This is a genomic window from Cytobacillus sp. Hz8 (assembly GCF_042263505.1).
Lineage (GTDB): Bacteria > Bacillota > Bacilli > Bacillales > Cytobacillaceae > Bacillus_BE.
Map to the genome: position 1 here is coordinate 131928 of NZ_JBHKFI010000002.1, position 24312 is coordinate 156239.

23 protein-coding genes are annotated in these 24312 nt (G+C 38.6%); 15 read left to right on the forward strand and 8 right to left on the reverse strand.

What is annotated here, in order from left to right; genetic code table 11:
• Positions 1 to 165 precede the first annotated feature (165 nt).
• The 6 genes from mce to gndA all read left to right on the forward strand — a co-directional run bounded on the left by mce (position 166) and on the right by gndA (position 7194).
• Positions 166 to 588 (forward strand): methylmalonyl-CoA epimerase, encoded by a 423-nt coding sequence (gene mce, locus ACE38V_RS03655; protein ID WP_375839801.1) that lies wholly within the window; start codon positions 166 to 168, stop codon positions 586 to 588.
• Positions 581 to 2131, forward strand: a complete 1551-nt coding sequence (locus tag ACE38V_RS03660; protein WP_375839802.1) for an acyl-CoA carboxylase subunit beta — start codon at positions 581 to 583, stop codon at positions 2129 to 2131. Before mce ends, ACE38V_RS03660 begins: the two co-directional genes overlap by 8 nt.
• Positions 2132 to 2395: 264 nt before the next feature.
• Complete coding sequence (locus ACE38V_RS03665) at positions 2396 to 3517, forward strand: M20/M25/M40 family metallo-hydrolase (protein ID WP_375839803.1); 1122 nt, start codon at positions 2396 to 2398, stop codon at positions 3515 to 3517.
• A gap of 264 nt (positions 3518 to 3781) precedes the next feature.
• Positions 3782 to 4249, forward strand: a complete 468-nt coding sequence (locus tag ACE38V_RS03670; protein ID WP_375839805.1) for a chemotaxis protein CheW — start codon at positions 3782 to 3784, stop codon at positions 4247 to 4249.
• Positions 4250 to 4369: 120 nt separating this feature from the next.
• Complete coding sequence (locus ACE38V_RS03675; protein WP_375839807.1) at positions 4370 to 5647, forward strand: DNA polymerase IV; 1278 nt, start codon at positions 4370 to 4372, stop codon at positions 5645 to 5647.
• 137 nt (positions 5648 to 5784) lie between these two features.
• Positions 5785 to 7194: an NADP-dependent phosphogluconate dehydrogenase gene (gndA, locus tag ACE38V_RS03680; RefSeq protein ID WP_375839808.1), complete on the forward strand. Its 1410-nt coding sequence runs from the start codon at positions 5785 to 5787 to the stop codon at positions 7192 to 7194.
• A 74-nt stretch (positions 7195 to 7268) separates the two neighbouring features.
• Here gndA and zwf read toward each other — a convergent pair whose 3' ends face one another.
• Positions 7269 to 8771 carry a glucose-6-phosphate dehydrogenase gene (gene zwf / locus ACE38V_RS03685; protein ID WP_375839810.1) on the reverse strand — a complete coding sequence of 501 codons (1503 nt, stop codon included), beginning with the start codon at positions 8769 to 8771 and terminating at the stop codon, positions 7269 to 7271.
• Positions 8772 to 9071: 300 nt separating this feature from the next.
• Between zwf and rnz the strand changes: the two genes are divergently transcribed.
• Entirely contained in the window at positions 9072 to 10007 is a 936-nt protein-coding gene (rnz, locus tag ACE38V_RS03690; protein WP_375839811.1) for a ribonuclease Z, read from the forward strand.
• 44 nt (positions 10008 to 10051) lie between these two features.
• On the opposite strand, the gene namA is transcribed toward rnz, so the two are convergent.
• Both namA and proC read right to left on the reverse strand, forming a co-directional pair.
• Positions 10052 to 11071 carry an NADPH dehydrogenase NamA gene (namA, locus tag ACE38V_RS03695; protein WP_375839813.1) on the reverse strand — a complete coding sequence of 340 codons (1020 nt, stop codon included), beginning with the start codon at positions 11069 to 11071 and terminating at the stop codon, positions 10052 to 10054.
• A gap of 92 nt (positions 11072 to 11163) precedes the next feature.
• Positions 11164 to 12009: a pyrroline-5-carboxylate reductase gene (gene proC, locus ACE38V_RS03700; protein WP_375839814.1), complete on the reverse strand. Its 846-nt coding sequence runs from the start codon at positions 12007 to 12009 to the stop codon at positions 11164 to 11166.
• Between the two features lie 496 nt (positions 12010 to 12505).
• On the opposite strand from proC, the gene ACE38V_RS03705 reads away from it, so the two are divergent.
• The gene (locus ACE38V_RS03705; protein WP_375839816.1) at positions 12506 to 13471 is read left to right on the forward strand and encodes an MBL fold metallo-hydrolase; all 966 of its coding nucleotides are present in this window, start codon (positions 12506 to 12508) and stop codon (positions 13469 to 13471) included.
• A 15-nt stretch (positions 13472 to 13486) separates the two neighbouring features.
• The gene (locus ACE38V_RS03710) at positions 13487 to 14278 is read left to right on the forward strand and encodes an SDR family NAD(P)-dependent oxidoreductase (protein WP_375839817.1); all 792 of its coding nucleotides are present in this window, start codon (positions 13487 to 13489) and stop codon (positions 14276 to 14278) included.
• 361 nt (positions 14279 to 14639) lie between these two features.
• On the opposite strand, the gene ACE38V_RS03715 is transcribed toward ACE38V_RS03710, so the two are convergent.
• Positions 14640 to 14834: a YqzH family protein gene (locus ACE38V_RS03715; protein WP_375839818.1), complete on the reverse strand. Its 195-nt coding sequence runs from the start codon at positions 14832 to 14834 to the stop codon at positions 14640 to 14642.
• Positions 14835 to 14990: 156 nt separating this feature from the next.
• On the opposite strand from ACE38V_RS03715, the gene ACE38V_RS03720 reads away from it, so the two are divergent.
• Both ACE38V_RS03720 and ACE38V_RS03725 read left to right on the forward strand, forming a co-directional pair.
• Positions 14991 to 16250, forward strand: a complete 1260-nt coding sequence (locus tag ACE38V_RS03720; RefSeq protein ID WP_375839820.1) for a Y-family DNA polymerase — start codon at positions 14991 to 14993, stop codon at positions 16248 to 16250.
• A gap of 172 nt (positions 16251 to 16422) precedes the next feature.
• The gene (locus ACE38V_RS03725) at positions 16423 to 16716 is read left to right on the forward strand and encodes a YolD-like family protein (RefSeq protein ID WP_375839821.1); all 294 of its coding nucleotides are present in this window, start codon (positions 16423 to 16425) and stop codon (positions 16714 to 16716) included.
• A gap of 455 nt (positions 16717 to 17171) precedes the next feature.
• Here ACE38V_RS03725 and ACE38V_RS03730 read toward each other — a convergent pair whose 3' ends face one another.
• Together ACE38V_RS03730 and ACE38V_RS03735 are read right to left on the reverse strand one after the other, a co-directional pair.
• Positions 17172 to 18959, reverse strand: coding sequence for a GMC family oxidoreductase (locus ACE38V_RS03730; protein WP_375839822.1), 1788 nt, complete (start codon positions 18957 to 18959; stop codon positions 17172 to 17174).
• Positions 18960 to 19221: 262 nt separating this feature from the next.
• Complete coding sequence (locus tag ACE38V_RS03735; RefSeq protein WP_375839824.1) at positions 19222 to 19434, reverse strand: CDGSH iron-sulfur domain-containing protein; 213 nt, start codon at positions 19432 to 19434, stop codon at positions 19222 to 19224.
• Positions 19435 to 19614: 180 nt separating this feature from the next.
• Between ACE38V_RS03735 and ACE38V_RS03740 the strand changes: the two genes are divergently transcribed.
• Positions 19615 to 20163, forward strand: coding sequence for a hypothetical protein (locus tag ACE38V_RS03740; protein WP_375839825.1), 549 nt, complete (start codon positions 19615 to 19617; stop codon positions 20161 to 20163).
• Positions 20164 to 20237: 74 nt separating this feature from the next.
• On the opposite strand, the gene ACE38V_RS03745 is transcribed toward ACE38V_RS03740, so the two are convergent.
• Together ACE38V_RS03745 and ACE38V_RS03750 are read right to left on the reverse strand one after the other, a co-directional pair.
• The gene (locus ACE38V_RS03745) at positions 20238 to 21161 is read right to left on the reverse strand and encodes an alpha/beta hydrolase (RefSeq protein WP_375839826.1); all 924 of its coding nucleotides are present in this window, start codon (positions 21159 to 21161) and stop codon (positions 20238 to 20240) included.
• Between the two features lie 90 nt (positions 21162 to 21251).
• On the reverse strand, positions 21252 to 21383 hold the full coding sequence (locus ACE38V_RS03750) for a hypothetical protein (RefSeq protein WP_375839828.1): 132 nt from the start codon (positions 21381 to 21383) through the stop codon (positions 21252 to 21254).
• Between the two features lie 196 nt (positions 21384 to 21579).
• On the opposite strand from ACE38V_RS03750, the gene ACE38V_RS03755 reads away from it, so the two are divergent.
• The 3 genes from ACE38V_RS03755 (at position 21580) to ACE38V_RS03765 (ending at position 24309) form a co-directional block, all read left to right on the forward strand.
• Positions 21580 to 22767 (forward strand): acetyl-CoA C-acetyltransferase, encoded by a 1188-nt coding sequence (locus ACE38V_RS03755; protein ID WP_375840129.1) that lies wholly within the window; start codon positions 21580 to 21582, stop codon positions 22765 to 22767.
• Positions 22768 to 23086: 319 nt separating this feature from the next.
• Positions 23087 to 23332, forward strand: a complete 246-nt coding sequence (locus tag ACE38V_RS03760; protein ID WP_375839829.1) for a YqkE family protein — start codon at positions 23087 to 23089, stop codon at positions 23330 to 23332.
• A gap of 77 nt (positions 23333 to 23409) precedes the next feature.
• Complete coding sequence (locus ACE38V_RS03765; RefSeq protein WP_375839831.1) at positions 23410 to 24309, forward strand: PhzF family phenazine biosynthesis isomerase; 900 nt, start codon at positions 23410 to 23412, stop codon at positions 24307 to 24309.
• The last annotated feature ends 3 nt before the right edge of the window (positions 24310 to 24312 follow it).

The window sequence follows — 24312 nt, forward strand, 5'->3', positions numbered from 1 at the left end:
CGAATATTATCGAAAATTTTAAATATGAAGAAAATTTTAAGTTCGTATTTTTCATTTTATGATATATTAATAGATGTCAGATTAGTTCGATTATTATTGTTTTTCATGAATACCAATGGTAAAAAGCTATTTATTTACGAAAATAATAAGAAAGGTGTGGGAGAGTTGATAAAAAAAATAGATCATATCGGCATTGCGGTCAAATCATTAGAGGAAACATTACCATTCTATACCAATGTATTGAAGCTCCCTCTATTGGGCATTGAAGAAGTGGAAAGCGAAAAATTAAAGGTTGCCTTTCTTAAAATTGGAGATGCAAAGCTTGAGCTATTAGAACCGACTAGCGCTGAAAGTACAATCGCAAAATTCCTTGAAAAAAGGGGACAAGGTATTCATCATGTTGCGTTAGGAGTCGATTCCATTCAGGATCGAATTAAAGAAATAAAGGCAAAGGGTATTCGAATGATTCAGGAAGAACCAAAAATTGGAGCTGGGGGAGCTCTAGTTGCCTTCATGCATCCTAAGTCAACTGAAAGCGTTTTATTTGAACTTTGTGAAAAAAAGGGAGAGGGAGAGAAACATGATTGACATCTATGAAAAAATCAATGAGCTTTATGACCGGAAACGAGAGGTGGAATTAGGAGGCGGAGATGACCGGATTGATAAGCAACATGAAAAGGGAAAATTAACAGCAAGAGAACGGATTGAATTATTAGTAGATCCTGGTACATTTGTTGAGCTCAATCCATTTATTGAGCACCGTTGCAAGGACTTCGGCTTAGAAAATCAAAAGGGGCCTGGAGACGGAGTTGTTACTGGTTATGGGAAGGTTAATGGAAGACCTATTTACTTATTCTCTCAGGATTTCACGGTTTTTGGTGGAGCCTTAGGTGAAATGCATGCCAATAAAATTGCCAATGTAATGGATCTTGCAGCCAAAAACGGTGCGCCTTTTGTTGGCTTAAATGATTCTGGTGGGGCAAGAATTCAAGAAGGCGTTGTTTCATTAGATGGTTACGGGAAGGTTTTTTATCGCAACTCGATTTATTCCGGGGTCATTCCGCAAATTTCCGTCATCATGGGACCATGTGCTGGCGGAGCAGTGTATTCACCAGCGATCACCGATTTTGTTTTAATGGTGGAAAAAACAAGTCAGATGTTTATCACAGGTCCAAAGGTTATTGAAACGGTCACTGGTGAAAAGATTTCAGCAGAGGACTTAGGTGGCGCGAAAGTTCATAACTCGATCAGTGGGAATGCCCATTTTCGCGGTGAATCGGAACAAGAGGTCATTGAACAGGTACGTCATCTATTAAGCTATTTACCACAAAATAATGAAGAAAAGCCACCAACTGTTGAAGTGGATGAGGAAAGCGATTATCGCCCTGATTTAACCGATGCCATTCCATTTGATGCCATTCGCCCTTATGATGTACGAATTGTCGTTGAACAGGTTGTAGATAAAGGTTCCTTTATGGAAATTCATCAAGACTTTGCGAAAAATGTTGTCGTCGGTTTAGCTAGAATAAAAGGGGATGTTGTTGGCCTCGTTTGTAATCAACCGAAGTTTATGGCGGGAGGCCTTGATATCAATTCATCCGATAAGGCATCACGTTTTATTCGTTTTTGTGATTCCTTTAATATTCCGATTATCACGTTTGAGGATGTCACAGGATTCTTCCCAGGAGTTAAACAAGAGCATGGAGGGATTATTCGTCATGGAGCAAAAATCCTTTATGCCTATTCAGAAGCCACTGTTCCAAAGCTAACGATTATTTTAAGAAAGGCTTACGGTGGAGCCTATGTTGCTTTAAATAGTAAATCAATTGGTGCCGATCTTGTCTTTGCATGGCCAAACGCAGAAATTGCAGTTATGGGTTCGCAAGGTGCCGCCAATATTATTTTTGCCAGAGAAATTCAGAAAAGTGAAAATCCGGAAGATACAAGGGCACAGAAAATTGACGAGTATCGGGATAAGTTCGCGAATCCTTATGTTGCTGCGAGCATGGGAATGGTCGATGATGTTATCGATCCACGCGATACAAGAATCAAAATTATCCAAGCATTAGATATGCTGCGCCATAAGAAGGAATCACGTCCAAATAAAAAACATGGAAATATTCCTTTGTAATTAGATGGAAGAGGGGGAAGTTGATTCTCCCTCTGATTATTTAACACTATTTCTATTTTCTAAAAAGAAGACCTTCAGTAATTCTTTATGCTCCTCATCAGTTATTCTTTCTGCATCGAACTTTCAAACTTTGAGTTTTAACGAAATTCACATTATTCAAATGCTATTTTACTGGCCTAAGCTGGATCTGACAATATGTTTGCGATTCATGTTCTATTAAAGGTATACTAAAATAGGGAAAATACATATGGAGGTTAGGCATTTATGATTAATCAAGAGAGATTGTTAAATGAATTTCTTGAACTTGTGCAAATTGATTCAGAAACTAAATATGAATCTGAAATTGCAAAGGTGTTAAAACAAAAATTTTCCGATTTAGGAGTTCATGTTTTTCAAGACGATACGACTGCCCAAACTGGACATGGGGCGGGAAATTTAATCTGTACTTTAGAGGCAACAAAAGATGGAGTAGATCCTATTTATTTTACCTCACACATGGATACAGTTGTACCTGGTAAAGGTGTTAAACCATCTATTAAAGACGGTTATGTGGTGACAGATGGAACAACTATTTTGGGTGCGGATGATAAAGCGGGACTTGCCGTAATGCTTGAAATTGTCCGAGTATTGAAAGAACAAAATATTCCTCATGGAAAAATCGAATTTGTCATTACGGTTGGGGAAGAATCCGGACTAGTCGGTGCAAAGGTTCTTGATTCTAGCAAAATTACAGCGAAGTACGGTTATGCGGTTGACAGCGATGGACTAGTAGGAAATATCGTGGTTGCCGCTCCTACACAAGCTAAAGTGAAAGCTGTTATCTATGGAAAAACAGCTCATGCAGGTGTTGCACCGGAAAAAGGCGTTTCTGCTATTACGATTGCTGCAAAAGCGATTGCGAAGATGCCATTGGGACGTATTGATGAAGAAACAACTGCTAATATCGGCCGCTTTGAAGGCGGTTCACAAACTAATATTGTATGCGATCGTGTCGATATTCTCGCTGAAGCTCGTTCCCTAATAAATGAAAAAATGGAAGAACAAGTACGCAAAATGAAAGAGGCTTTTGAAAGTGCCGCAAATGATATGGGAGGAAAAGCTGAGGTAGAGGTTGAAGTCATGTACCCAGGCTTTAAGTATGGCGCCGAAGACCATGTTGTTGAAGTGGCACGTAAAGCGGCCGTGAAAATTGGCCGAAGCTGTGAACTTTTGAATAGCGGTGGAGGTAGTGATGCAAATGTCATCGCTGGATTTAACATTCCAACTGTTAACCTTGCTGTGGGATATGAAGAAATACATACAACTAATGAACGTATGCCAGTGGAAGAACTTTATAAGCTAGCAGAAATGGTTATTGCCATTGTTGAAGAGGTTACTGCTTCATAATTTTTTGCTATTGCTAAAATGGAGGACCGGACCTTCATGGTTCTCCTTTTTTATCCCACTCTTAACGGACAGTAAGACTCCCACTTCAAGATTCTGAGAATACAAAGAAGATAAGTGGGAGATCAACTGTCCGTAAAGGTCCGATAAGTTCAACTAACCATCAGTGGGGGATGAATGAAAACCCCCACTGATGGAAGTTTCACTTTATTGAAATGCTAGGTTTTAAGAAAATTTTTCAGTGAATCGAAGTCAGGAGGATGAAACATGACTGATTCCAATAAGGTTGTAGTCTTTCAAGTAAGGAATGAGGAATATGCGGTTCCCATTCAATTTGTCATGTCTATTGAAAAACTAGAGGGAGTAACCCCAATTCCTCATTTGCCAAGCTATGTTCGAGGAATTGTCAAGGTAAGAGGGGAACTCATTCCTGTCATTGATATAGAGCAAATTTTTTATAACCATTCTCTTCCAATGGATGAAACCGTGAGGATAATTATACTGCAAACCGAAATGCTTTCTATAGGGATTCTTGTCCAAGAAGCAAAAGAAATTCTCGATATTCCAGAAGAAAATATCAAACAAGTGGGACTAGTTGCTTATCAAAAAACAAGCTATTTTACAGGCGTGGCCAATTTAGAATCGAGATTAATTACCATTGTCGATCCGACCATTCTTGTTCAGTCCTTAGAGGGAATTAAAGAAATTCAAGAGTTTATGATGAAACAAGTATAGTTTATTTTCACAGCTACTTAATGTGGTAGCTGTTTTTCTTTTGAGAAGCTTAAGGCTCGGTGGGAAGTTCTTTTCGAAGATGGTAAAATAGGGTTGAATTTGTTTTAGGGAAGTGTCGACATGAAGGAAATGTATCCAAAGAACGGCAAGGTAATTTTACATGTTGATATGAATAGCTTTTATGCTTCCGTCGAAATGGCTTATGACCCATCACTGAAGGGGAAACCATTAGCAATAGCGGGAGATGCTTCAGAGAGACGGGGAATTATTGTCACAAGCAGCTATGAAGCACGAAGGAAAGGTGTTAAAACTACCATGCCTTTATGGCAGGCTAAAAAGCTATGTCCGAATCTTATTGTCATGAAGCCGAACTTTGAGCGTTATCGTGCTGCTTCTCTAGGGATGTTTGAAATTTTAGGAGAGTATAGTAAGCTGGTGGAGCCTGTATCAATAGATGAAGGATATATGGATATAACAGATAGCTTTGAATTAGGCGCTCCTCTCGAAATCGCCACATCCATCCAAAACCAAATTTTAAATCAGCTTGATCTGCCTTGCAGTATTGGAATTGCCCCCAATAAATTTTTGGCGAAAATGGCCTCAAATATGAAAAAACCGATGGGGATAACGGTGTTACGAAAACGGGATATCCCGCCTATTTTATGGCCCATGGATATTGAAGAAATGCATGGTGTTGGGAAAAAGACAGCGGAAAAACTAAGAAAAATCAATATCCTAACGATTGGTGACCTCGCCCATTCCCAGGGAATTTTGTTAAAATCCATTCTTGGAATTAATGGGATTCGTTTAAGAGAAAGAGCAAATGGTATCGATCATAGACGGGTTGATCCAGAATCCGTTTCGGATTTTAAAAGTATAGGAAATTCAACTACATTGCCAAGAGATACCACAAATCAGCAGGAGCTATTTCAAGTATTAAATAAGCTAGCGGAAAAGGTAGCTGTCCGCTTAAAAAGAAAGCAAGTATTTGCGACAGCATTAAATGTCATGATTCGTTATAAAGATCGAACAACCTACACAAGAGGAAGAAAGCTGAATAATCCTGTTCATACCCAAGAAGAGATTTTTGCAATCGCTAAAGAGATTTTTTTAAAGCATTGGAATGGGGATCCGATTCGTCTTCTTGGCATTACAGGAAATGATTTAATGGAAGAAAATCAAGTAGTCAAGCAACTGGATTTATTTTCCTATGAAAAGGATGCCAAACAAGAGCCTTTAATTCAGACGGTAGCTAAGCTGAAAGAAAAATTTGGCGATAGCATCATCGAAAATGCTAGCAACCTGAAACCTCGCCAAAAACAAGACAATGTAGGGACAGATACGAGCTTCAACAAAGATTTTCTTCATTCCTATTTAACGGAAGAAAAAGATTCTTAATTACTGGTTTTAATTCCAGCACTATTTTGAAACAATAAAGTTAAGGTTTGATTAGTTGCAACAATAAATGAAACTTGTTAAAGTATAGTGGATTCAGCTTAAGATTGGCTATATCAGGTTAGAAGGGAAGTAAAAGTATGAGTAAACAACAAATTGGTGTTATCGGTTTAGCAGTAATGGGGAAAAATTTAGCTTTGAATATTGAATCAAGAGGATACACGGTTTCCGTCTACAATCGTTCAAGCGAAAAAACAGACGAAATGTTGAAAGAAACTGAAGGAAAAAATATTGTAGGGACATATTCAATCGAAGAGTTTGTCAATTCTCTAGACAAGCCTCGCAAAATTATGCTGATGGTAAAAGCAGGTGCTCCAACAGATGCAACCATTGAACAATTAAAACCTTATTTAGAAAAAGGCGATATTCTGATTGATGGTGGTAATACTTATTTTCAAGACACCCGCAGACGTAATCAAGAATTAAGTGAAATGGGAATTCATTTTATCGGAACAGGTGTTTCAGGTGGAGAAGAAGGCGCACTACGCGGACCATCTATTATGCCAGGAGGTCAAAAGGAAGCCTTTGATTTAGTAGCACCAATCTTTAAGGATATCTCTGCAAAAGTAAATGGGGAACCTTGTACAACTTATATTGGACCAGATGGAGCAGGTCATTATGTCAAAATGGTTCATAATGGCATTGAGTATGGAGATATGCAATTAATTTCTGAATCCTACTTTTTATTAAAACAAGTTCTTGGCTTAAGTGCTGAGGAATTCCATCAAGTGTTCTCCGAATGGAATAAGGGAGAGCTTGATAGCTATTTAATCGAGATTACAGCTGATATTTTCACAAAAATGGACGATGATACAGGTAAGCCTCTTGTTGATATGATTTTAGATACTGCCGGTCAAAAGGGAACAGGCAAATGGACAAGCCAAAGTGCACTTGATTTAGGTGTTCCTCTTCCAATTATTACGGAATCTGTATTTGCCCGCTTTATTTCTGCGATGAAAAATGAACGTGTGGCAGCAAGCAAAATTCTCAGCGGTCCGGAAAAACAAAGCTTTAGCGGTGATCGTGAAGCCTTTATCGAATCCGTTCGTAAGGCTTTATATATGAGTAAAATTTGTTCCTATGCTCAAGGGTTTGCCCAAATGAGAGCGGCATCCGAAGAATTTGGCTGGGATCTTCGTTATGGAGAGATTGCGATGATTTTCCGTGGAGGCTGTATCATTCGCGCACAATTCCTGCAAAAAATTAAAGATGCTTATGATCGCGATGCGAAGCTTGCGAATTTGCTACTTGACCCTTACTTTAAGGAAATTGTGGAAAGCTATCAACATGCATTGCGCGATATTATTGCATTGGCAGTGCAAAATGGAATTCCAGTTCCATGCTTCTCAGCTGCCTTATCTTACTACGACAGCTATCGTACCGAAACATTACCTGCCAATCTCCTGCAAGCTCAACGTGATTATTTTGGTGCACACACATATCAAAGAACGGATAAAGAAGGAATTTTTCATACGAATTGGTTGGATTAAAAGGAAAAGGATAATAAACAAAACAAAGCCGCGTACATTTTATTTGTACACGGCTTTGTTTTGTTTGAAGAAAATTAACATGTCTCAACTTCTAAATCAGCCATAGGCCACCAGAAGAATCCGTCTTTTTCAAGTAGCTCATCAGCGGCTTTCGGTCCTTTTGAACCTGCTGGATAGTTCGGGAAGTTTTCTTCCTTTGTATTTTCCCATACTGCAGATATTTTATCGACAAAACTCCAAGAAAGAGCAACCTCATCCCAATGGGTAAAATTGGTTGCATCTCCATGCATGCAATCATCGAGTAATTTTTCATAGGCTTCAGGTGTATTCAGCCCATTAATTCCTTTGTTTGCAAAGTTTAGCTTAATCGGTGTGGCATTTAAGCTTTGCCCTGCCTTTTTGGCGTTAAGGTGAAGCGTGATCCCTTCCTCCGGTTGAATATGAATGACAAGTAAATTTGGTTGTAACGCTTGCTCTGTTTGATAATAGAGGTTCATCGGAATATCTTTAAACTGGATGACAATTTTTGTTGATTTGGTGCTTAGTCTTTTCCCTGTGCGAATATAAAATGGTACACCCGCCCAGCGGAAGTTATCAATCATAAGCTTTCCGGCGACATAAGTTTCCGTATTTGACCTAGGATCGACCATTTGTTCTTCACGATAGCCAAGTAATGTTTTCCCGTTTAAATCTCCTGCTCCATACTGTCCTCTGATAAAATATTCATTCACTTTATTTCCTTCAATTGGTCGTAAGGCTTTTAGCACTCTTCCCTTTTCCGAACGAATTTCATCTGTTGTTAATTTAATAGGCGGTTCCATCGCAAGTAATGCCACCATTTGAAACATATGATTTTGCACCATATCTCTTAAAGCACCGCTCTTTTCATAATAGCGACCGCGTTCCTCTACTCCAAGTGTTTCACTTGATGTAACTTGAATATTAGAAATGTAGCGGTTATTCCATAAAGGTTCAAAGAGGGCATTTGCAAAGCGGATTACTTCAATATTTTGGACCATTTCTTTCCCTAGATAATGATCAATGCGATAAATTTCATTTTCGGAAAATGCTTTGCGAATTTGTTTATTTAAGGCTTTGGCTGATTCTAAATCATGACCAAATGGTTTTTCAATTACAAGCCGTTTAAAGCCATCTACCATCGTTAGTCCATCTTCTTTTAAATGAATCGCAATGGTTCCAAAAAATTCAGGCGCCATCGCTAAATAAAAGATTCGATTACCATCTAACTGATAATGGGAATCTAGATCCTCTGCCATTTTCTTTAGGCTAGCATAAGAAGCTGAATCCGTCACATCATGTGAATGGTAATAAAAATGTGTCGCAAATTCATCAACAAGAGCTTGCTCTTGTGCAGATGATTGAACGGAATTTTTAATATTTTGTTGGAACTGCTCATTGGACAGAGGTCTTCTAGCAACACCAATTACTGCAAATTTTTCTGATAAATTCCCTTTTTCAAATAAGCGGTAAAGAGAAGGGAATAATTTTCGATTAGCTAAATCACCAGTTGCTCCAAAGATTATGATTAATGCAGATGGTTTTTCATTTGTATTCATTATTTTTTAACCTCTCTTCAATTAGAAATTGATATGTACAATCTTGAAATGTTTTTTCAAAATAATAGTCTTTACAAGTATAAAATTTTATCGATTATCGCGAAAATAAGCAACAATTATGCAATCAATAAACACTCTTTTTATTTTTTTCAAATTTCAATGAACTATCCATTCGATTTTTATCCTTCATTTTATTATGTGAATTTTCATGAATATGTTATAGTAAAGGTCAGAATAGCATGGTTCGGAATCAATGCCAAGTTTTTTAGTGAGCGTTGTTTGTTGGAAAGGAGTTTTTGTATGGAGGTTTTTTTCTTAGGGACGGGAGCCGGAGTACCTGCCAAACTAAGAAATGTAACGGCGATTGCCTTAAAGCTTCTTGATGAACGAGGGTCAGTCTGGTTGTTTGATTGCGGAGAAGCGACACAGCATCAAATTTTAAAAACATCGATTAAGCCGAGAAGAATTGAGAAAATATTTATCACCCATTTACATGGTGATCACCTTTATGGATTGCCAGGCTTACTTGCGAGTCGTTCCTTTCAAGGGGGAGAAACGGAAGTAACGGTTTATGGACCAAAGGGACTGAAGGACTATATCGAGGTTAGTCTTTCTGTAAGTCAAACGTATTTAAAATACCCTCTAAAGGTTGCGGAGATTGAAGAAGGGATTATTTTTGAGGATGATCACTTCTCTGTAGAAGCAAGAGAACTTGATCACGGAGTTCGCTCCTATGGATATCGGATTGTGGAAAAGGATTTACCGGGTGCACTTCTTGCTGATCAATTAAAGGAGCTGGGGATTAAACCAGGTCCTATTTATAAAAAAATAAAAAATGGTGAAAATATCACGCTCGAAAATGGGGAGGTTCTCGATGCCACCCAATTTATTGGTCCAAAACAAAAGGGGCGTGTTGTGACGATTCTGGGAGATACAAGAATTTGTGATGCTGCCTTTACTCTTGCAAGGAATGCGGATCTTTTAATCCATGAGGCAACTTTTTCAAAAGAAGAAGAGGAACTTGCCTATGATTATTTCCATTCAACGACTGTCCAGGCTGCAGAAGTTGCCTTACAATCGGGTGTTAAGCAGTTGTGTATTACCCATATTAGCTCCAGGTATGATCGCCATTCATGGCAGATGCTTGTTGAGGAGGCACAGGAGGTATTTCCTCAAGCCGTCATTGCTGAGGATTTTAAAGAAATTTTGATTTCATTGCCACAAACGGATATATAAGAAAAGCGTGCAAGCTTCGTATACGAAGCTTGCACGCTTTTTGTTTAAATCCAGCCACGTTCATATTGTGTTGGTGTTTCAATCGCTACTCCAAGCTCTTTTGCCGCTGTTCTTGCCCAATACGGGTCTCTTAAAAGAACTCGTGCAAGAAAAATCAAATCTGCTCGGTCATTTTGCAAAATTTCTTCTGCCTGTATACCGGTTGTAATAAGACCGACCGCACCAGTTGGAATGTTGGCCCCGTGTTTAATTTTTTCAGCTAAAGGAACCTGATACCCAGGGAAAATATTGATTCGTGCTGGGACGACAGCGCCTGAGCTAACATCGATAAAATCAACACCTTGTTCCTTCATCCACTTGCTCATGATGACGTAATCGTCTACTGCCAAGCCTTCTTGATGATAGTCATTGGCAGATACTCTAACGAATAGCGGACCATCCCAAACCGTTTTCACCGCTTCAATCGTTTCGCGTAGGAAACGATAGCGGTTTTCCATGGAGCCGCCGTATTCATCTGTCCGTTTATTGGATAATGGTGAAAGAAATTCATTAATGAGATAACCATGAGCTCCATGAAGCTCAATCACATCAAAACCCGCTTTTTTTGCTCTTTCAGCCCCTTTTTTAAAGGCTTCAATGGTCACTTGAATATCTTCATAGGTCATTTCCTTTGGAGTTTTTGACTTCTCATCAAAGGGGATGGCGGATGGGGCAATAATTTCGCCTTCTAACACCGCTTTTCTGCCCGCATGTGCTAGCTGGATGCCCGCTTTTGTCCCATGTTCTTTAATTAAAGTCGTTAACTCCTTTAAGCCATCAATATGCTCGTCATCCCAAATTCCTAAATCTCTTGGAGAGATTCTGCCTTGGGCGGTGACGGCCGTTGCTTCCTGAATAATTAAGCCTACTTGACCAGCTGCTCTGCTTGCGTAATGGATGCGATGCCAGTTTTGAACCATTCCATCTTCATTATGGCTTGAGTACATGCACATCGGGGCCATGACAATCCGATTCTTCATTGTGACATCTTTTATGGTGTAGGGTGTAAAAAGTTTTGCTTCCAATCCAAACGCCTCCTGAATTTGTGTAATCTTATTATAGCTTTAGTATATCAGTGAACAATATGAAAAAGGAAACGTTATGACTTTGTCTCTAATTAAGAGGTCTTTTCCATTTGATTGATTTGCATTGTAATTGCAGCCCCTAATCGTTTGGATTGCGCGGTTGCCTCTTTAATACATTCAATAAAGGCCTTTTGAACGCCATGTGCTTCGAGTACCTTTAATCCAGCCTCTGTTGTTCCGCCAGGACTGGTAACCTCTTTTCTGAGCTGTTCTGGCTGTTTCGTTGAGGTAGATAGCATTTCGGCAGCTCCTATTAGGGTTTGAACGATTAAATCTTTGGCCATTTCCGCATCCAACCCAATCTCTATAGCGCTTTTTTCTAATGCTTCTACGAGATAATAAATATAAGCGGGTCCGCTGCCGGAAAGGCCGGTGACTGCATCTAATTGGTCTTCCTTAACTAAAGTTGCAAGTCCTACTGTTTCAAACATACGTTTGACTGAATTGAGCTGCTTGACCGTAACCATCTCATTGATGGCGAGGGCGGTTGCAGACTTTCCAACCGTTGCTGAGGTATTTGGCATGGCTCTAACAATAGGGAGTGTTTTTCTTGTTAGCATTTGGATCGTATCGATGGATATCCCTGCAAGTACCGATACAATTAACGTATTCTTTTTTAGATAAGGACTTAATTGTTGGATAGCTTCTGCGGCATCTTTTGGCTTCATGGCGAGTACAACCATTTCTGTCCCAGAAATGAGTTCATTCATTTTATAGGAATAGCTGATGCCATATTGTTTTTCCAACGCTTCTAATCTAGCCTGATTGCTTCGATTCGTCATCCAAATCTTTTTACCAGCAATGAAATTTTGCTTTACCATTCCAGAGATGATTGCTTCTGCAATCGATCCTGCTCCAATCACTGTCATTTTTTCCATTATTTAAATCCTCCTATTGATTCTCTATATTTCAAAAGACATATTTGACAAAATAAAAAGACCTTTCATCCTGTAAAGGACGAAAGGTCTTACTTCCGTGGTACCACCTTCATTCACCTTTTCTCTCACCAGAAAAGATGCAACTCGAAGTCCATTAACGCTGGCAACGCGTCTAGGTTTGCCTAGAAGCTCTAAAGGTAGGTTCAGTGGTTAAGAGGACGGTGAAGCTTTTCAGCCATATGAGCTTCACTCTCTTTCGTCATTTTCCATTTACTAGCCTTTGTCAATGCTTTTATCATAAGAATAATTACTTGTGATTATGATAGAGGATAAGCCTATTTGTCAAGGGAATTAATGAAATTTTTTAAATTTTATTTCTAAATTATGTGAAAATAATGACAATTCACAAAAATAACGTTAAACTTATTTCTATAGTTATTATACGCATATATAGGATTATTTACGATGATTACTAGAAGATAGAAGGGGTTATGATATGGCAAGTTGGAAAAATGGGATTGCTAAGATTACATTACCTACACCTTTTCCAGTGGGGGATGTAAATGTGTATGTTGTAAAGGGGGAAAGATTGACTTTAGTCGATGCAGGGGTGAAAACGGAAGCGGCTTGGAATGTATTCACGAGTGAGCTAAAAGAGCTTGGATTATCTCCTCGTGATTTTGAACAGGTGGTGCTGACTCATCATCATCCGGATCATATTGGTTTTTTAGAATATCTTTCACCAGAGATGGAGGTGTATGGTCATCCCATTAATCAAAGGTGGCTTTTGCGCTCCGAACCTTTTCTTTCTGAACATCAACATTTTTTTTATCAGTTATTTACTGAATTTGGAATATCTCGGGAATTTTCCCCCATTATTGATTCCTTGAAAAAACAATTTAAGCATCTACCTAAACGAATACTCACAGGCACCTTAGTAGAAGGAGATATTCCTATAGGATTATCAGAATGGCGGGTAATCGAGACTCCGGGACACGCACAAAGTCATATTGGACTTTTCCGTGAGAAAGACGGGACTTATATCGCCGGTGATCATTTGCTCGCACATATTTCACCGAATCCGATTATTGAACCTCCTCTACCTGGAACATCCGAACGTCCGAAATCTCAGCTGCAATATAATGCATCGTTGCAGAAAATTTTGCAATATCCTATTAAGCTTGTTTATACTGGACATGGTGAAGAGATTACGGATGTACCAGATTTAGTTGAGAAACGTCTTCAGCGCCAGCATCAACGGGCTATGACTGTGAAAAAATGGTTGAAAAGTGAGGCGCTTACTGTGTTTGAAGTATGTATTCGTTTGTTCCCGAAGGTTTATCAACGGGAATTGATGCTGACTATTTCAGAAACAGTGGCACAGCTTGACTATTTGGCATCGATTGGTGAACTGGATATCAATATGGAAAATGGTGCATTGTCGTATATGGTTAAATCATGAGAGGACTGATATGCGGTGAATCGCCTTAAGGGTAAGAATGTCATTATAACGGGAGCATCAGGCGGAATTGGAGCGGAAATTGCTCAGCAATGTGCAGAAAAAGGGGCCAATTTGGTCCTATTAGCACGGAGCAAGGATAAATTAGATACTTTAAAAAGAGAATTAGAGAATCGATATTCAATACAGGTTAAAGTATACCAACTGGATGTTGCCAATAAAGTTCGCGTAGAACAGGTTTTTAAAGACATATTTGCAAGACTTGGACATGTCGATGTTTTAGTGAATAATGCCGGGTTTGGGATTTTTCGTGAAGCCCATGCAGTACAGCTTGACGAGATCCAAGCCATGTTTGATGTCAATGTGATAGGCTTGATGGCCTGCACTTTGATGGTCTTGCCTCATATGCGAAAAAGAAAGAGCGGACATATTATTAATATTGCTTCGCAAGCAGGAAAATTAGCGACCCCGAAATCCAGCGTTTATTCGGCAACGAAGCATGCTGTACTTGGGTTTTCAAATAGTCTGCGCATGGAGCTAGCGGATTTTCATGTGTATGTCACCACGGTTAATCCTGGTCCGATTGCAACGAATTTTTTTCAAATTGCCGATGAGCAAGGCACTTACGTCAAGAATGTCCAAAAAATTATGCTCGACCCGAAATATGTTGCGGAAAAAATCGTGGCTGCCATGCTGACGCCAACAAGGGAAATCAATTTACCCCGCTGGATGAATGCTGGAAGCGTCATTTACGCTCTTTTCCCTCGAGCATTCGAACGAATTGGCAAACGGTTTTTTGATCGTAAGTAAGGAATTGTGTTAATAAGGAAGGCTTCACTGGTCAGTCTCGGATGGGGGTGATTGGTGGGTCTTTTCATTTTGTTGATTTTTTTTGAGGAGATGATGGAGAAAGACGAGGAAACAGCCGGGTAAAGTCATTCATCATAGGACGAATGAATGACAAAAAAGAGGACTTCCTCAAGGGAAAAAGTCGCTCATAAGTCAAATCATTACTCATAAATTCCCTTCTGCTGTCATATCCACCAATTCCACAGATTATGTACCAACCTCAAATCTATAACATCTTTGCTCCTTACTTGATAATGATTGTTTTATGGACAATCCAAGTAATTAAACGAAAAGCTACCCTTTATATTCAGTCCCACGTTTTTTAATTGGTTATATATTCATAGACAACATCATGTATTACTTCATAAAGCTCTGTTTCTGCATATGCCGTCCTAGTGATCAGGACTTTTTTATATAGCTCCTCATAATCTTGCGCTGATAAGGGAAATACTTCATTCTCGCGATAATATTTCTTCAAGCTATTTTCAATCATTTTTAAGATTAACTTTTTCTCCATTTGTGCCACCTCACGAGTCATTATAACAGGTTTGGGAGTAGATGATAGAAGGGAAGTAAAAAAATTCCTATTGAAAATGAACGTATATTCTTATATGCTAATGAATAGAATAATACGAACATTTGTTCTTTAATCTGGTGATAAGAGGGTATAGATATGATTGATTACAGCAAGATGCCACATAATAAGATTCTATGCGTGGACATAAAGAGTTTCTATGCCAGCTGTTCAGCTGTTATTGAGGGGGATGATCCCTTAACGTGCTATTTAGCGGTTGTCGGCGATGAAGAGAGGGAAGGAAGCATTGTGCTCGCGGCCTCGCCACAATTAAAAAAGGAATTTGGAATTAAAACAGGGAATCGCCGATTTGAAATACCAAATGATCCTCGTATTAAAATTGTGCCTCCTAAGATGGCGACATATTTAAGGATTTCTACAGAGATTTCACGACTATTTCATCGCTATGTGCCAATGGAAGCGATTCACACGTACAGTGTGGATGAAAGCTTTATTAAAGTCAATGGAGCAATGAAGCTTTGGGGTGATGCCCATACCATTGCTCAAAAAATAAAAAACGATATTGAATGTGAGATGCAACTTCCGTGTGCGGTTGGCATTGGTCCCAATATGCTGATGGCAAAACTATGTCTTGATTTAGAAGCAAAGCATCAGGGGATTTCCGAATGGACCTATGAGGATGTGCAAACAAAATTGTGGAAGGTTTCCCCTTTGCATGAGATGTGGGGGATTGGACGCAGAGTGGAAAAAACATTAAATGGGATGGGGATTTTTACCGTCGGACAGCTCGCTCGCTTTGATTTAAAACAGCTTGAAAAGAAGTTTGGAGTCATGGGAAATCAGCTTTATTATCATGCGTGGGGAGTGGATCTTTCCGAAATGGGAGCTCCTATTATGGAGGGGCAAATCAGCTTTGGCAAAAGTCAAATTCTCCTCCGTGATTACAAACAGGAGGATGAGATCAAAGTGGTGATTTTAGAAATGTGTGAGGAAGTAGCCCGAAGAGCCCGTACGGCATGTAAGGCAGGAAGGACCATTAGCTTCGGGCTGGGTTATAGTCAGGATGAATTTAGTGGCGGCTTTTACCGTTCGAAATCCGTTTCACAGCCAACGAATATTACTATGGACCTCTATCGTGTTTGTTTAGAACTTTTTCATCAGCATTATGAAGGGAAAACGGTGCGGCAAATTTCCATTGCATTAAGCAATATCGTGGATGATACGGAGCTTCAGCTTAGCCTTTTTGATTTGGATGGCTGGAAAAAGCGGGATCTTGGCTATGTGGTAGACTCTCTCCGCAGACGTTTTGGATCGGATGCCTTACTTCGGGCCGTGTCTTACACAGAAGCGGGGACGGCAAGGCATCGGGCTAAGCTAATTGGAGGACATAAAAGATAGGAGGGATTGAGATGATCCGGGATCGAGGGCGGATGAAATTTATATTAAATGTCAATAAGTTAATACTCAATTTAATAATGATAAGTAAATTTATAAGATGTTCCACAAAATATAAGAGGAAAGTTGGTGTTATGGTGTGATCCGTGACAGGGGCAGGATCAAGTGGGTTTCGATGATGTTACCAGAACATGTAAAATTACTAAGAGAGTACAATGAAAGTTTAGATAAAATTGAAAAACCAGTTTTGGATGAACAAAAATATGAAGAATTTAATGAAGTTGTCTGTGGGGCAATGGAAAAGAAAATGGCATTACAATTTACTTACTATCAAAAAGGAGAAATGAAACAACTTGTCGGAAATATCCATTGCATTGATTATTTAAAAGGTGAGTTACGTATTGGTGATAACTTGGCTGAAAAACAAATTTTAAAGTTAGAGGATATTATTGAAATTAATAATTATTAAGATTTATATTATAGCAATTAAAAGAATCCATTTTAAAGATTGACCAAAATGGATTCTTTTTTGTAAGTTTCAAAAACCTTTATAAAAGGTATTTATTAAGGAAATGAAGATGATGTTTACTTTAGATATTTTGGAAAAATGTTACCATCTTCTTCCCAAATTGGTTACAAGCTTGACCCTAGTAGGAGTTTATTAAATTCCAAAAAGTCAGTCGTCACACGAAGTAGCGGCTGGCTTTTTTCATAATTCAGACACTTGGATACCGAGTGGATAATAATGGGGAGGAACCTTTTTCCGTCCTCTTCTGAAAGAAAGAGGAAGATGAAATTAAAATCCAGAGGAGGATTAAGAAATTTACTGGTCCTTTGAACAGGAGGTTAGGTGGCAGATAAAGTTTGGCAGGAAATGGTTGGTTTTAAAAATTTTTTGCCTTATCTTAATCCTCAAATCTTTCTTCAGCTAGATTCCGAGCTTTCTTCCCAATCTCCAGAACTGTCCTCACAATCTTCTGCAAAATCCTTAAATTTATCGAAGTCAACTACTAAAGGATGTGGATCATTTTGAATAAAACGCACAGCATTCAATCCTATCATTTGGGCTGGTATTGAAGTATTGCCGTCTGGTAAAATCGGGGCAATAGAAAGGTCAGCTACCTTCAGGTTTTTGGTTCCAAAGACATTTAGAAAAGAATCTACAACTCCCTCACAGATGTTGGTTCCCATTTTACATTGTCCTCCAAAATGGGTGAAAATGGAATAAGATGCTCTAACAAAAGCAGCTAATTTATCTCGCTTTTCATTCTCATTTTGTATTTGGAATACACTTTCATCAGGAAAAACTACTTGATAGATTCCTCCAGGATCAAGCTGACGAGCCCTCACGATCATGTTATACGTCTCAATATATTGATCCACCATGAAATTTAGGTCATTTGGATCTGCCAACGGGTTTAAGTCAATGGTTGGATATGCCTCTGGATCGCTATGGGAAACCATGACGGTGCCTCGGCTTCTTGGATTTACATCTACAATACCAATACTCATAATATTACTGGGATTTGCTGGGTTAAAATCCCAACCATTTATCGTAATTTCCTGACTTGGCACAAAGATTGGCAATGGAAAACCTAATATTTGAAGGCGCCGTCCACCTGTTGGATTATCAACTTTTTTAAACGCTCCAAATGCCCCTGGCTGATTAGGATCAGCAGCCAATACTTGAAGAAGTCTTCCTGTTTCCACTCTAATCCCCATACCGACAAAATTGTGTGTTTGAAAGTTGTATCCGACATTGGGGCTTTCTACTATAGTTGATATGCCTGCTTTGGCTAAATCTTCAGACTTGCCAATCCCTGAGCGTTGAAGTATGACGGAGGAAAATTGGCCTGCAGAGACTATAATACCTTTCCGTGCGTACATTACACGTGAAACTCCGTTTTTAATATATTCAACACCCACAGCGACAAGGGACCCTTTTATCCGATCAAATATTATTTTGTTTAGGGTTGTTTTAGCTAAAATGATTAATTTTCTCTTGCTAACCCCAAATTCATCAGATTGGAATTCATTTCCTTGAGTGACAATTTGGCCGTTTAAATATCCGGTTGCTGTCGAGGAGCGAACCAATTTTCCGTTTTCTACCTTTTGGGTAAATTGGCCTTTTGGGGTTGCGACATCTCTTATTCCTGTATTGTAATCCTCCTCAATTGGGATTTTAAAGACTTCTGAAGTTGCTTGAGCTAAGGTTTGAATTAATCCTTGATTAGGAATGTTTTGTTGTCTAATAAAAATAGGGCCGTTACGTCCGCGTTCTTGCGGGCTTTGTGTCAATCCTGTATAGGTTTCATTTTCAATAAATAATGAGCGAATACTATTGTAATTCCATATGCTATTGCCAATTAATTTTGCCCATGCATCATAAAGATCACGACTGCCACGTACGGCCAACATATGATTATGTTCAGAACTTCCGCCGATGGCTCGTCCACTTTGTGTTATGAGCTGACGACCAATCGTTTGCTCAAGTATAGTAGTGATATTAAATGAATGTCTATTATCACTAGCATTCATAAAGGAAACTAAAATATTGGGACTGCTTAATTCCTCCGTCATGTTTGTTCCTGCTTCAAGCACTAGGACACTAGTGTGACGATTGTCTGTTAGTTTTTTTGCGATAATTCCTCCTGCTGTTCCAGCCCCAATTAAAATATAATCAAAAACATTATTCCTAGCTTTTCTACTCAATCAATCATCTCCTTTCATACTATTTAAATTATGATAAAAAAATTGAAAAGAAATGATTTTTTTTCCTATTTTTTATGAATTTTCGCTATTTGTTTGGCTAACGGGAACACTATAATATGATTGTTGGAAAGATTCATCATTGAGATGATTTACAGATGAGTCTCTTCATATCGTAGATCATTTTGGTGAAGCTCATTGTTTAAGGCAATCAACGATTGTTGATGTACAATTAATGGAGGAATAAGATCGTAAAAAAACGATCTTATTCCTCTTCTTTTTTCGGTGCTCGTACCACGGAAGAAAAATTTCCTTTATGGTTTCCGTCACAAAAAGGTTTTTTGGAAGACAAACCGCAGCGGCAAAGAGAGAAGCTTGGCTTTGTTTCAAATTGATTTCCTTCCGCATCCACTAGTTCAACATCTCCTGTAATTCGCAATGAACCATTATCATTTACCTTAATTGTTACTTTTGCCATCTGAAATCCCCCTATTTCTTTTTCACTATATACTACATCTATTGAAAAAAAACGTGAATTAGAAGTTCTTTTTTATTTGGTTCTCCTTGCTCTGATCAAAAAGAAAAATCATTCATATTTTTGAATGGAAGAACATGTATTGATAGTAATGGAAAAATTTTCATGCATGGGAGGAATGGGATGAGGACGGGGAAATACGGGGTATGGCTTATTTGTCTCTTTTTTCTTTTAACAGGCTGTAAATATGATACTGTCGAGGAGGCCATTAAGAAGGATATTCCTTTTAATATCATTGAAGTGATCCATATAGAGCGTGTCCAATCGGGGGTCATTGTTTTATATACGACTAAACAAAAGAATCATTTTCAGCCAATTGAGGCGCTCGCGGTTGCTTTTATCAATGGAAGTGATAAAACGGGTTGGGAAAATTTAGGGAATAACCATTGGGGGTATAATAATGAACATCAAGATTTTTCGATTTACCCCAATACATTTTATAAATTTGATAAAAAGGGCAATATAAAGCAAGAAATCCCCGTTGTCTACGGCGTGATTAAAAATCCGGCGATTAAATCCGTTCAGGTATTAGGGAAAGAGCGAAAATATGAGGATGCCCAAATGATTGAAAAAAATAAAATCCGTTATTTTTTCCGATTGGATACATATGAAAAAAGCAGGGGAGTTACAGAAGAAGGAAAAATAGTGTCACAAATCTCTAATCTACGTTGATTGGATTCTGTAATTTAAACAATACCATCATTAGAAAGGAGCAGGGATGATTTAAAGACCTACTCCTTTCTATTTCATCTCAAATAATTGACTGGAAAAACATACTCTTCCAAAAATTGATCTATCACCTTTTCATAATCGGCTTTATTTTCATTTAAAGACTGGGCATGGCCGCCGTTTCTTGCGATGTACAGCTTTTTTGGCCCTTTTTTCTTTTCATATAACGCTTTTGTCATTGCTGGTAAAATATAATCGTCTTTTTCACTATGAATAAAGAGGATGGGATTATGAATATTTTCAATCACGGTTATGGGGGAGAGGTCTCGCAATGAATATTTTTCACGAATTTGCAGGAAAAGCTCAGCAAGCGGCAAAAAAGGCTTCGCTGGAAGCTTCATTTCCGTTTTTAAAATCTTCGAAAGCTGATCTCTGAAATCTGAAAATGGGCAATCGGCAATATAGAAATTAGCGCCATCCTCTAACATTCCAGCATACATGAGCATTGTTGAAGCCCCCATGGACTCTCCGTGAATTCCCAAAAAAAGGTCAGAACCCTGATCCGCTTTTAACCAATCAACAATTGCTTTAAGGTCATATTTTTCAAAATAGCCATAGCTTGTGGTTTTTCCACCCGATTCTCCGTGTCTGCAGTGATCATAAATAACTACATTGAATCCCCGTTCGAGAAATAAATTCATATATTTGACCGAGTTCATTTTATTTTCCGTTACCCCGTGTGAAATAATCACATAACGTTTGGTCTGATGAGGCTCTACAACAATGGACTTTAATAAATATCCAAAGGGAGAGTCAATGAACACTTCACGTTTGGGTAAATGTTTAAATCGCAGGGGATTTAGCCTGCCTGCCTTTTTTTCGCGTTGAATAATCAGGGCATCTTCCTTCTTTTGGATATACATAATTCGGTTCGTAAAATAAACTCCTAATGAGGTAAGTACAGCAAGAAAGGAAAAGAAAACACGGAGCAGCTGTTTCAACAGAAATCCCTCCGAACATCTTTTTCTTTATTTTACCATCTGAATAAAAGTTAAAAAAGGAGAAACCTAGGAAACCCAGGTTTCTCCTTTTTATTGCGGTGCATTTTGTCTTTTAGTTGGATGAATGGCTTTTTCTAAATCTTCAACTGCCATCGCTTCTTTGCCCGTATCGACATTTGGTTTTCCCTTTTGACTATAACCTTTTTCACGCTTTTGGCTCATCTTGATTGCTCCCTTCTATTACATCTCAATAAATAAGATGGATGGAGGGTAGCGAATTTATTCATTTTTTTCAATTTATGGGTATTTATAATGAAAAAATAAGAATTTTATAAAAATTAGAGGAATTCTGCTTTTTTGTCCAGTATAATGATAAATGAATAATAGTATTGAACAAATTAAGGGGATGAATGAAAAGATGTCAGCAACAGAGGTAGTCGTTGTAAGCGCTGTCCGTACAGCTATTGGTACCTTTAATGGGAGCCTAAAGGGGATACCGGCACCAGAGCTTGGAGCAATAGCAATTAAAGGGGCGCTTGAAAAAGTAGGAGTTAGTCCGCAAGAAGTGGATGAAGTTATTTTAGGAAATGTCCTTCAAGCAGGGCTTGGCCAAAATCCGGCCCGACAAGCTGCATTAAAGGCTGGTTTGCCTGAAACTGTTTCTGCTTTTACAATCAATAAGGTTTGTGGTTCTGGCTTAAAAGCGGTTCATTTAGCAACGCAAGCAATTATTGCCGGGGATGCAAATGTCGTTGTTGCTGGTGGAATGGAGAACATGAGTCGCGCACCTTATTTATTAAATAATGCACGTGAAGGCTTTAAAATGGGCGATCAAAAATTAGTTGACAGTATGATTCAGGATGGTTTATGGTGTGCATTTAATGATTATCATATGGGGGTTACGGCAGAAAACTTAAGTGAAAAATACGGAATTAGCCGCGAAGAGCAGGATCAATTATCCCTAGCAAGCCAGCAAAAAGCTGAACAGGCGATTGAAGCAGGCAAATTTAAGGATGAAATTATACCAGTAGCAGTTCCTCAGCGTAAAGGTGATCCTGTGATTTTTGATACAGATGAGCATCCAAAAAAAGGTTCTACCATTGAAAAGCTCGCGAAGCTCAGACCATCCTTCAAGAAAGACGGGACCGTTACGGCAGGTAATGCTTCCGGTCTGAATGACGGCGCAGCAATATTACTTGTGATGAGCAAGCAAAAAGCAGATGAATTAGGCCTGAAGCCGCTTGTGACGATTAAAGCAAATGCCAGTGCCGGCGTGGATCCAAGCATCATGGGAATTGGTCCGGTAGCAGCGGTGAGAAAGGCACTAGATAAAGCAGATCTCTCAATTGACGATTTAGAACTAATTGAAGCAAACGAAGCCTTTGCTGCTCAATCCTTGGCTGTTGACCGCGAATTGCATTTTAATCAGGAAGTATTGAATGTTAACGGTGGTGCGATTGCACTTGGACATCCAATTGGAGCAAGTGGTGCAAGAATTCTAGTAACATTGATTCATGAAATGCAGCGCCGAGAAGCGAAAAAAGGCTTGGCTACTCTATGTATTGGCGGCGGACAAGGGGTCGCAACGATTGTAGAATTAGCTTAGGTAAAAAATAAGACTGTTTTCGCGAATTCAGGTTGAAGCTTTTTTTTTGATAAATTGCAGTCTATTAAGTTCGAAAGAAAAGCCTAGCTAGTATGATTTCCAAAACGTACTAAGTCTGAATCAGAAAAACATTGTTCTAAATAGCAACAATCTTAGAAAAAAATAATGAATTATAGGAAAGTACAGCGAAATGCTGTACTTTTTTATAAAGGATAAAAAACAATTCTCGAAAGGGAGAAACTGTTTGTTTTTTCATCGAGAACCCTTTGGAAATAGCGTGAGGATGTTATAATAAAGAAAAAATAAAAGAGGGATTGTCATGAAAAAACATCAAGCAAAGCCAAAACAAAAATCAGATGATAAACCGCTCACCTTGGGTGATCTTCTAAATAAAGAGCTAGTCGATCAGTTAAAGGAAAAAAAGACGGCATTAAAGATAGAAGAGGATCATAAGCGAGAAATGGAAGAACAACGTAAAAGAGAAGAACGTAGACAAAGAGAAAAAAGTAAATCTTTTGAAGAGCTTTTAAATGAAAGTGAGCTTGATTGGAAGAAATATAAATAAAATCCATTTTGCACCAGTTGCTGACTTGGGTGTAAAAGAAGGATATTCAAACTCTTTTTCATAACTAGGGGGAGAAGATGAAATCGATAACGGTATACCATTACGATGCATTTAGCCATATTCCAAATAAGGGGAATCCAGCTGGAATCGTTTTAAATGGCGATCAATTATCAGAGGATGAGATGCAGAATATTGCCTATAAAGTGGGGTTTAATGAAACAACCTTTCCGTTAGAGTCTGATGTGGCAGATTTAAAATTACGTTATTTTACACCTGGTCATGAAATGAATTTATGTGGTCACGGTACTTTAGCAACAATTTATTGTTTGAAATCAAAAGGCCTCCTTAAGGATAAAAATCAGTTAATGATTGAAACAAAGGCAGGAATTTTACCCATAAAAATAATGTGGGAAGCAAAGGATCGGTTGAATATAATGATGAAACAGGCTACACCTCAATTTAAACCTTATACAGGGTCTATAAAGGAACTTGCATCAGCAATTGGGATTGAACCAGATGACATTGATAGAAGCCTGCCGATCATGTATGGAAGCACAGGGACATGGACGCTTTTAGTGCCGATAAAGAGTCTTGCAACATTTTCAAAAATGATTCCTTGCAATTCCTCGTTTCCATCTATATTAGCTGAACAACCCACTTCATCAATTCATCCATTTACGCTGGAAACTTATCATTCTGATTGCACCATGCACGGAAGGCATTTTTCTTCTCCTTACTCTGGAACCATTGAGGATCCTGTGACAGGTACAGCTTCAGGGGTGATGGGTGCATATTATGCAAAGTATATCAACCGCAACTTCACAAGGGAGCTCAACCTGATGATTGAGCAAGGACAAGAAATCAGTAAAGCTGGATTTGTTAAGGTTAAGGTTAAGGTCTATCACGAATATGATGATTATGAGGTTGAAATTGCGGGGACGGCAGTCTATGTAAACGAATTTGTGATATCGAAATAATCA

Excerpts from the sequence above, each read along its gene's own strand:
- ACE38V_RS03660 (WP_375839802.1), top strand. The coding sequence starts at position 581 with ATGATTGACATCTATGAAAAAATCAATGAGCTTTATGACCGGAAACGA.
- ACE38V_RS03665 (WP_375839803.1), top strand. The coding sequence starts at position 2,396 with ATGATTAATCAAGAGAGATTGTTAAATGAATTTCTTGAACTTGTGCAA.
- ACE38V_RS03670 (WP_375839805.1), top strand. The coding sequence starts at position 3,782 with ATGACTGATTCCAATAAGGTTGTAGTCTTTCAAGTAAGGAATGAGGAA.
- ACE38V_RS03675 (WP_375839807.1), top strand. The coding sequence starts at position 4,370 with ATGAAGGAAATGTATCCAAAGAACGGCAAGGTAATTTTACATGTTGAT.
- gndA (WP_375839808.1), top strand. The coding sequence starts at position 5,785 with ATGAGTAAACAACAAATTGGTGTTATCGGTTTAGCAGTAATGGGGAAA.
- zwf (WP_375839810.1), bottom strand. The coding sequence starts at position 8,771 with ATGAATACAAATGAAAAACCATCTGCATTAATCATAATCTTTGGAGCA.
- rnz (WP_375839811.1), top strand. The coding sequence starts at position 9,072 with ATGGAGGTTTTTTTCTTAGGGACGGGAGCCGGAGTACCTGCCAAACTA.
- proC (WP_375839814.1), bottom strand. The coding sequence starts at position 12,009 with ATGGAAAAAATGACAGTGATTGGAGCAGGATCGATTGCAGAAGCAATC.
- ACE38V_RS03705 (WP_375839816.1), top strand. The coding sequence starts at position 12,506 with ATGGCAAGTTGGAAAAATGGGATTGCTAAGATTACATTACCTACACCT.
- ACE38V_RS03715 (WP_375839818.1), bottom strand. The coding sequence starts at position 14,834 with ATGGAGAAAAAGTTAATCTTAAAAATGATTGAAAATAGCTTGAAGAAA.
- ACE38V_RS03720 (WP_375839820.1), top strand. The coding sequence starts at position 14,991 with ATGATTGATTACAGCAAGATGCCACATAATAAGATTCTATGCGTGGAC.
- ACE38V_RS03725 (WP_375839821.1), top strand. The coding sequence starts at position 16,423 with ATGATGTTACCAGAACATGTAAAATTACTAAGAGAGTACAATGAAAGT.
- ACE38V_RS03735 (WP_375839824.1), bottom strand. The coding sequence starts at position 19,434 with ATGGCAAAAGTAACAATTAAGGTAAATGATAATGGTTCATTGCGAATT.
- ACE38V_RS03740 (WP_375839825.1), top strand. The coding sequence starts at position 19,615 with ATGAGGACGGGGAAATACGGGGTATGGCTTATTTGTCTCTTTTTTCTT.
- ACE38V_RS03750 (WP_375839828.1), bottom strand. The coding sequence starts at position 21,383 with ATGAGCCAAAAGCGTGAAAAAGGTTATAGTCAAAAGGGAAAACCAAAT.
- ACE38V_RS03755 (WP_375840129.1), top strand. The coding sequence starts at position 21,580 with ATGTCAGCAACAGAGGTAGTCGTTGTAAGCGCTGTCCGTACAGCTATT.
- ACE38V_RS03760 (WP_375839829.1), top strand. The coding sequence starts at position 23,087 with ATGAAAAAACATCAAGCAAAGCCAAAACAAAAATCAGATGATAAACCG.
- ACE38V_RS03765 (WP_375839831.1), top strand. The coding sequence starts at position 23,410 with ATGAAATCGATAACGGTATACCATTACGATGCATTTAGCCATATTCCA.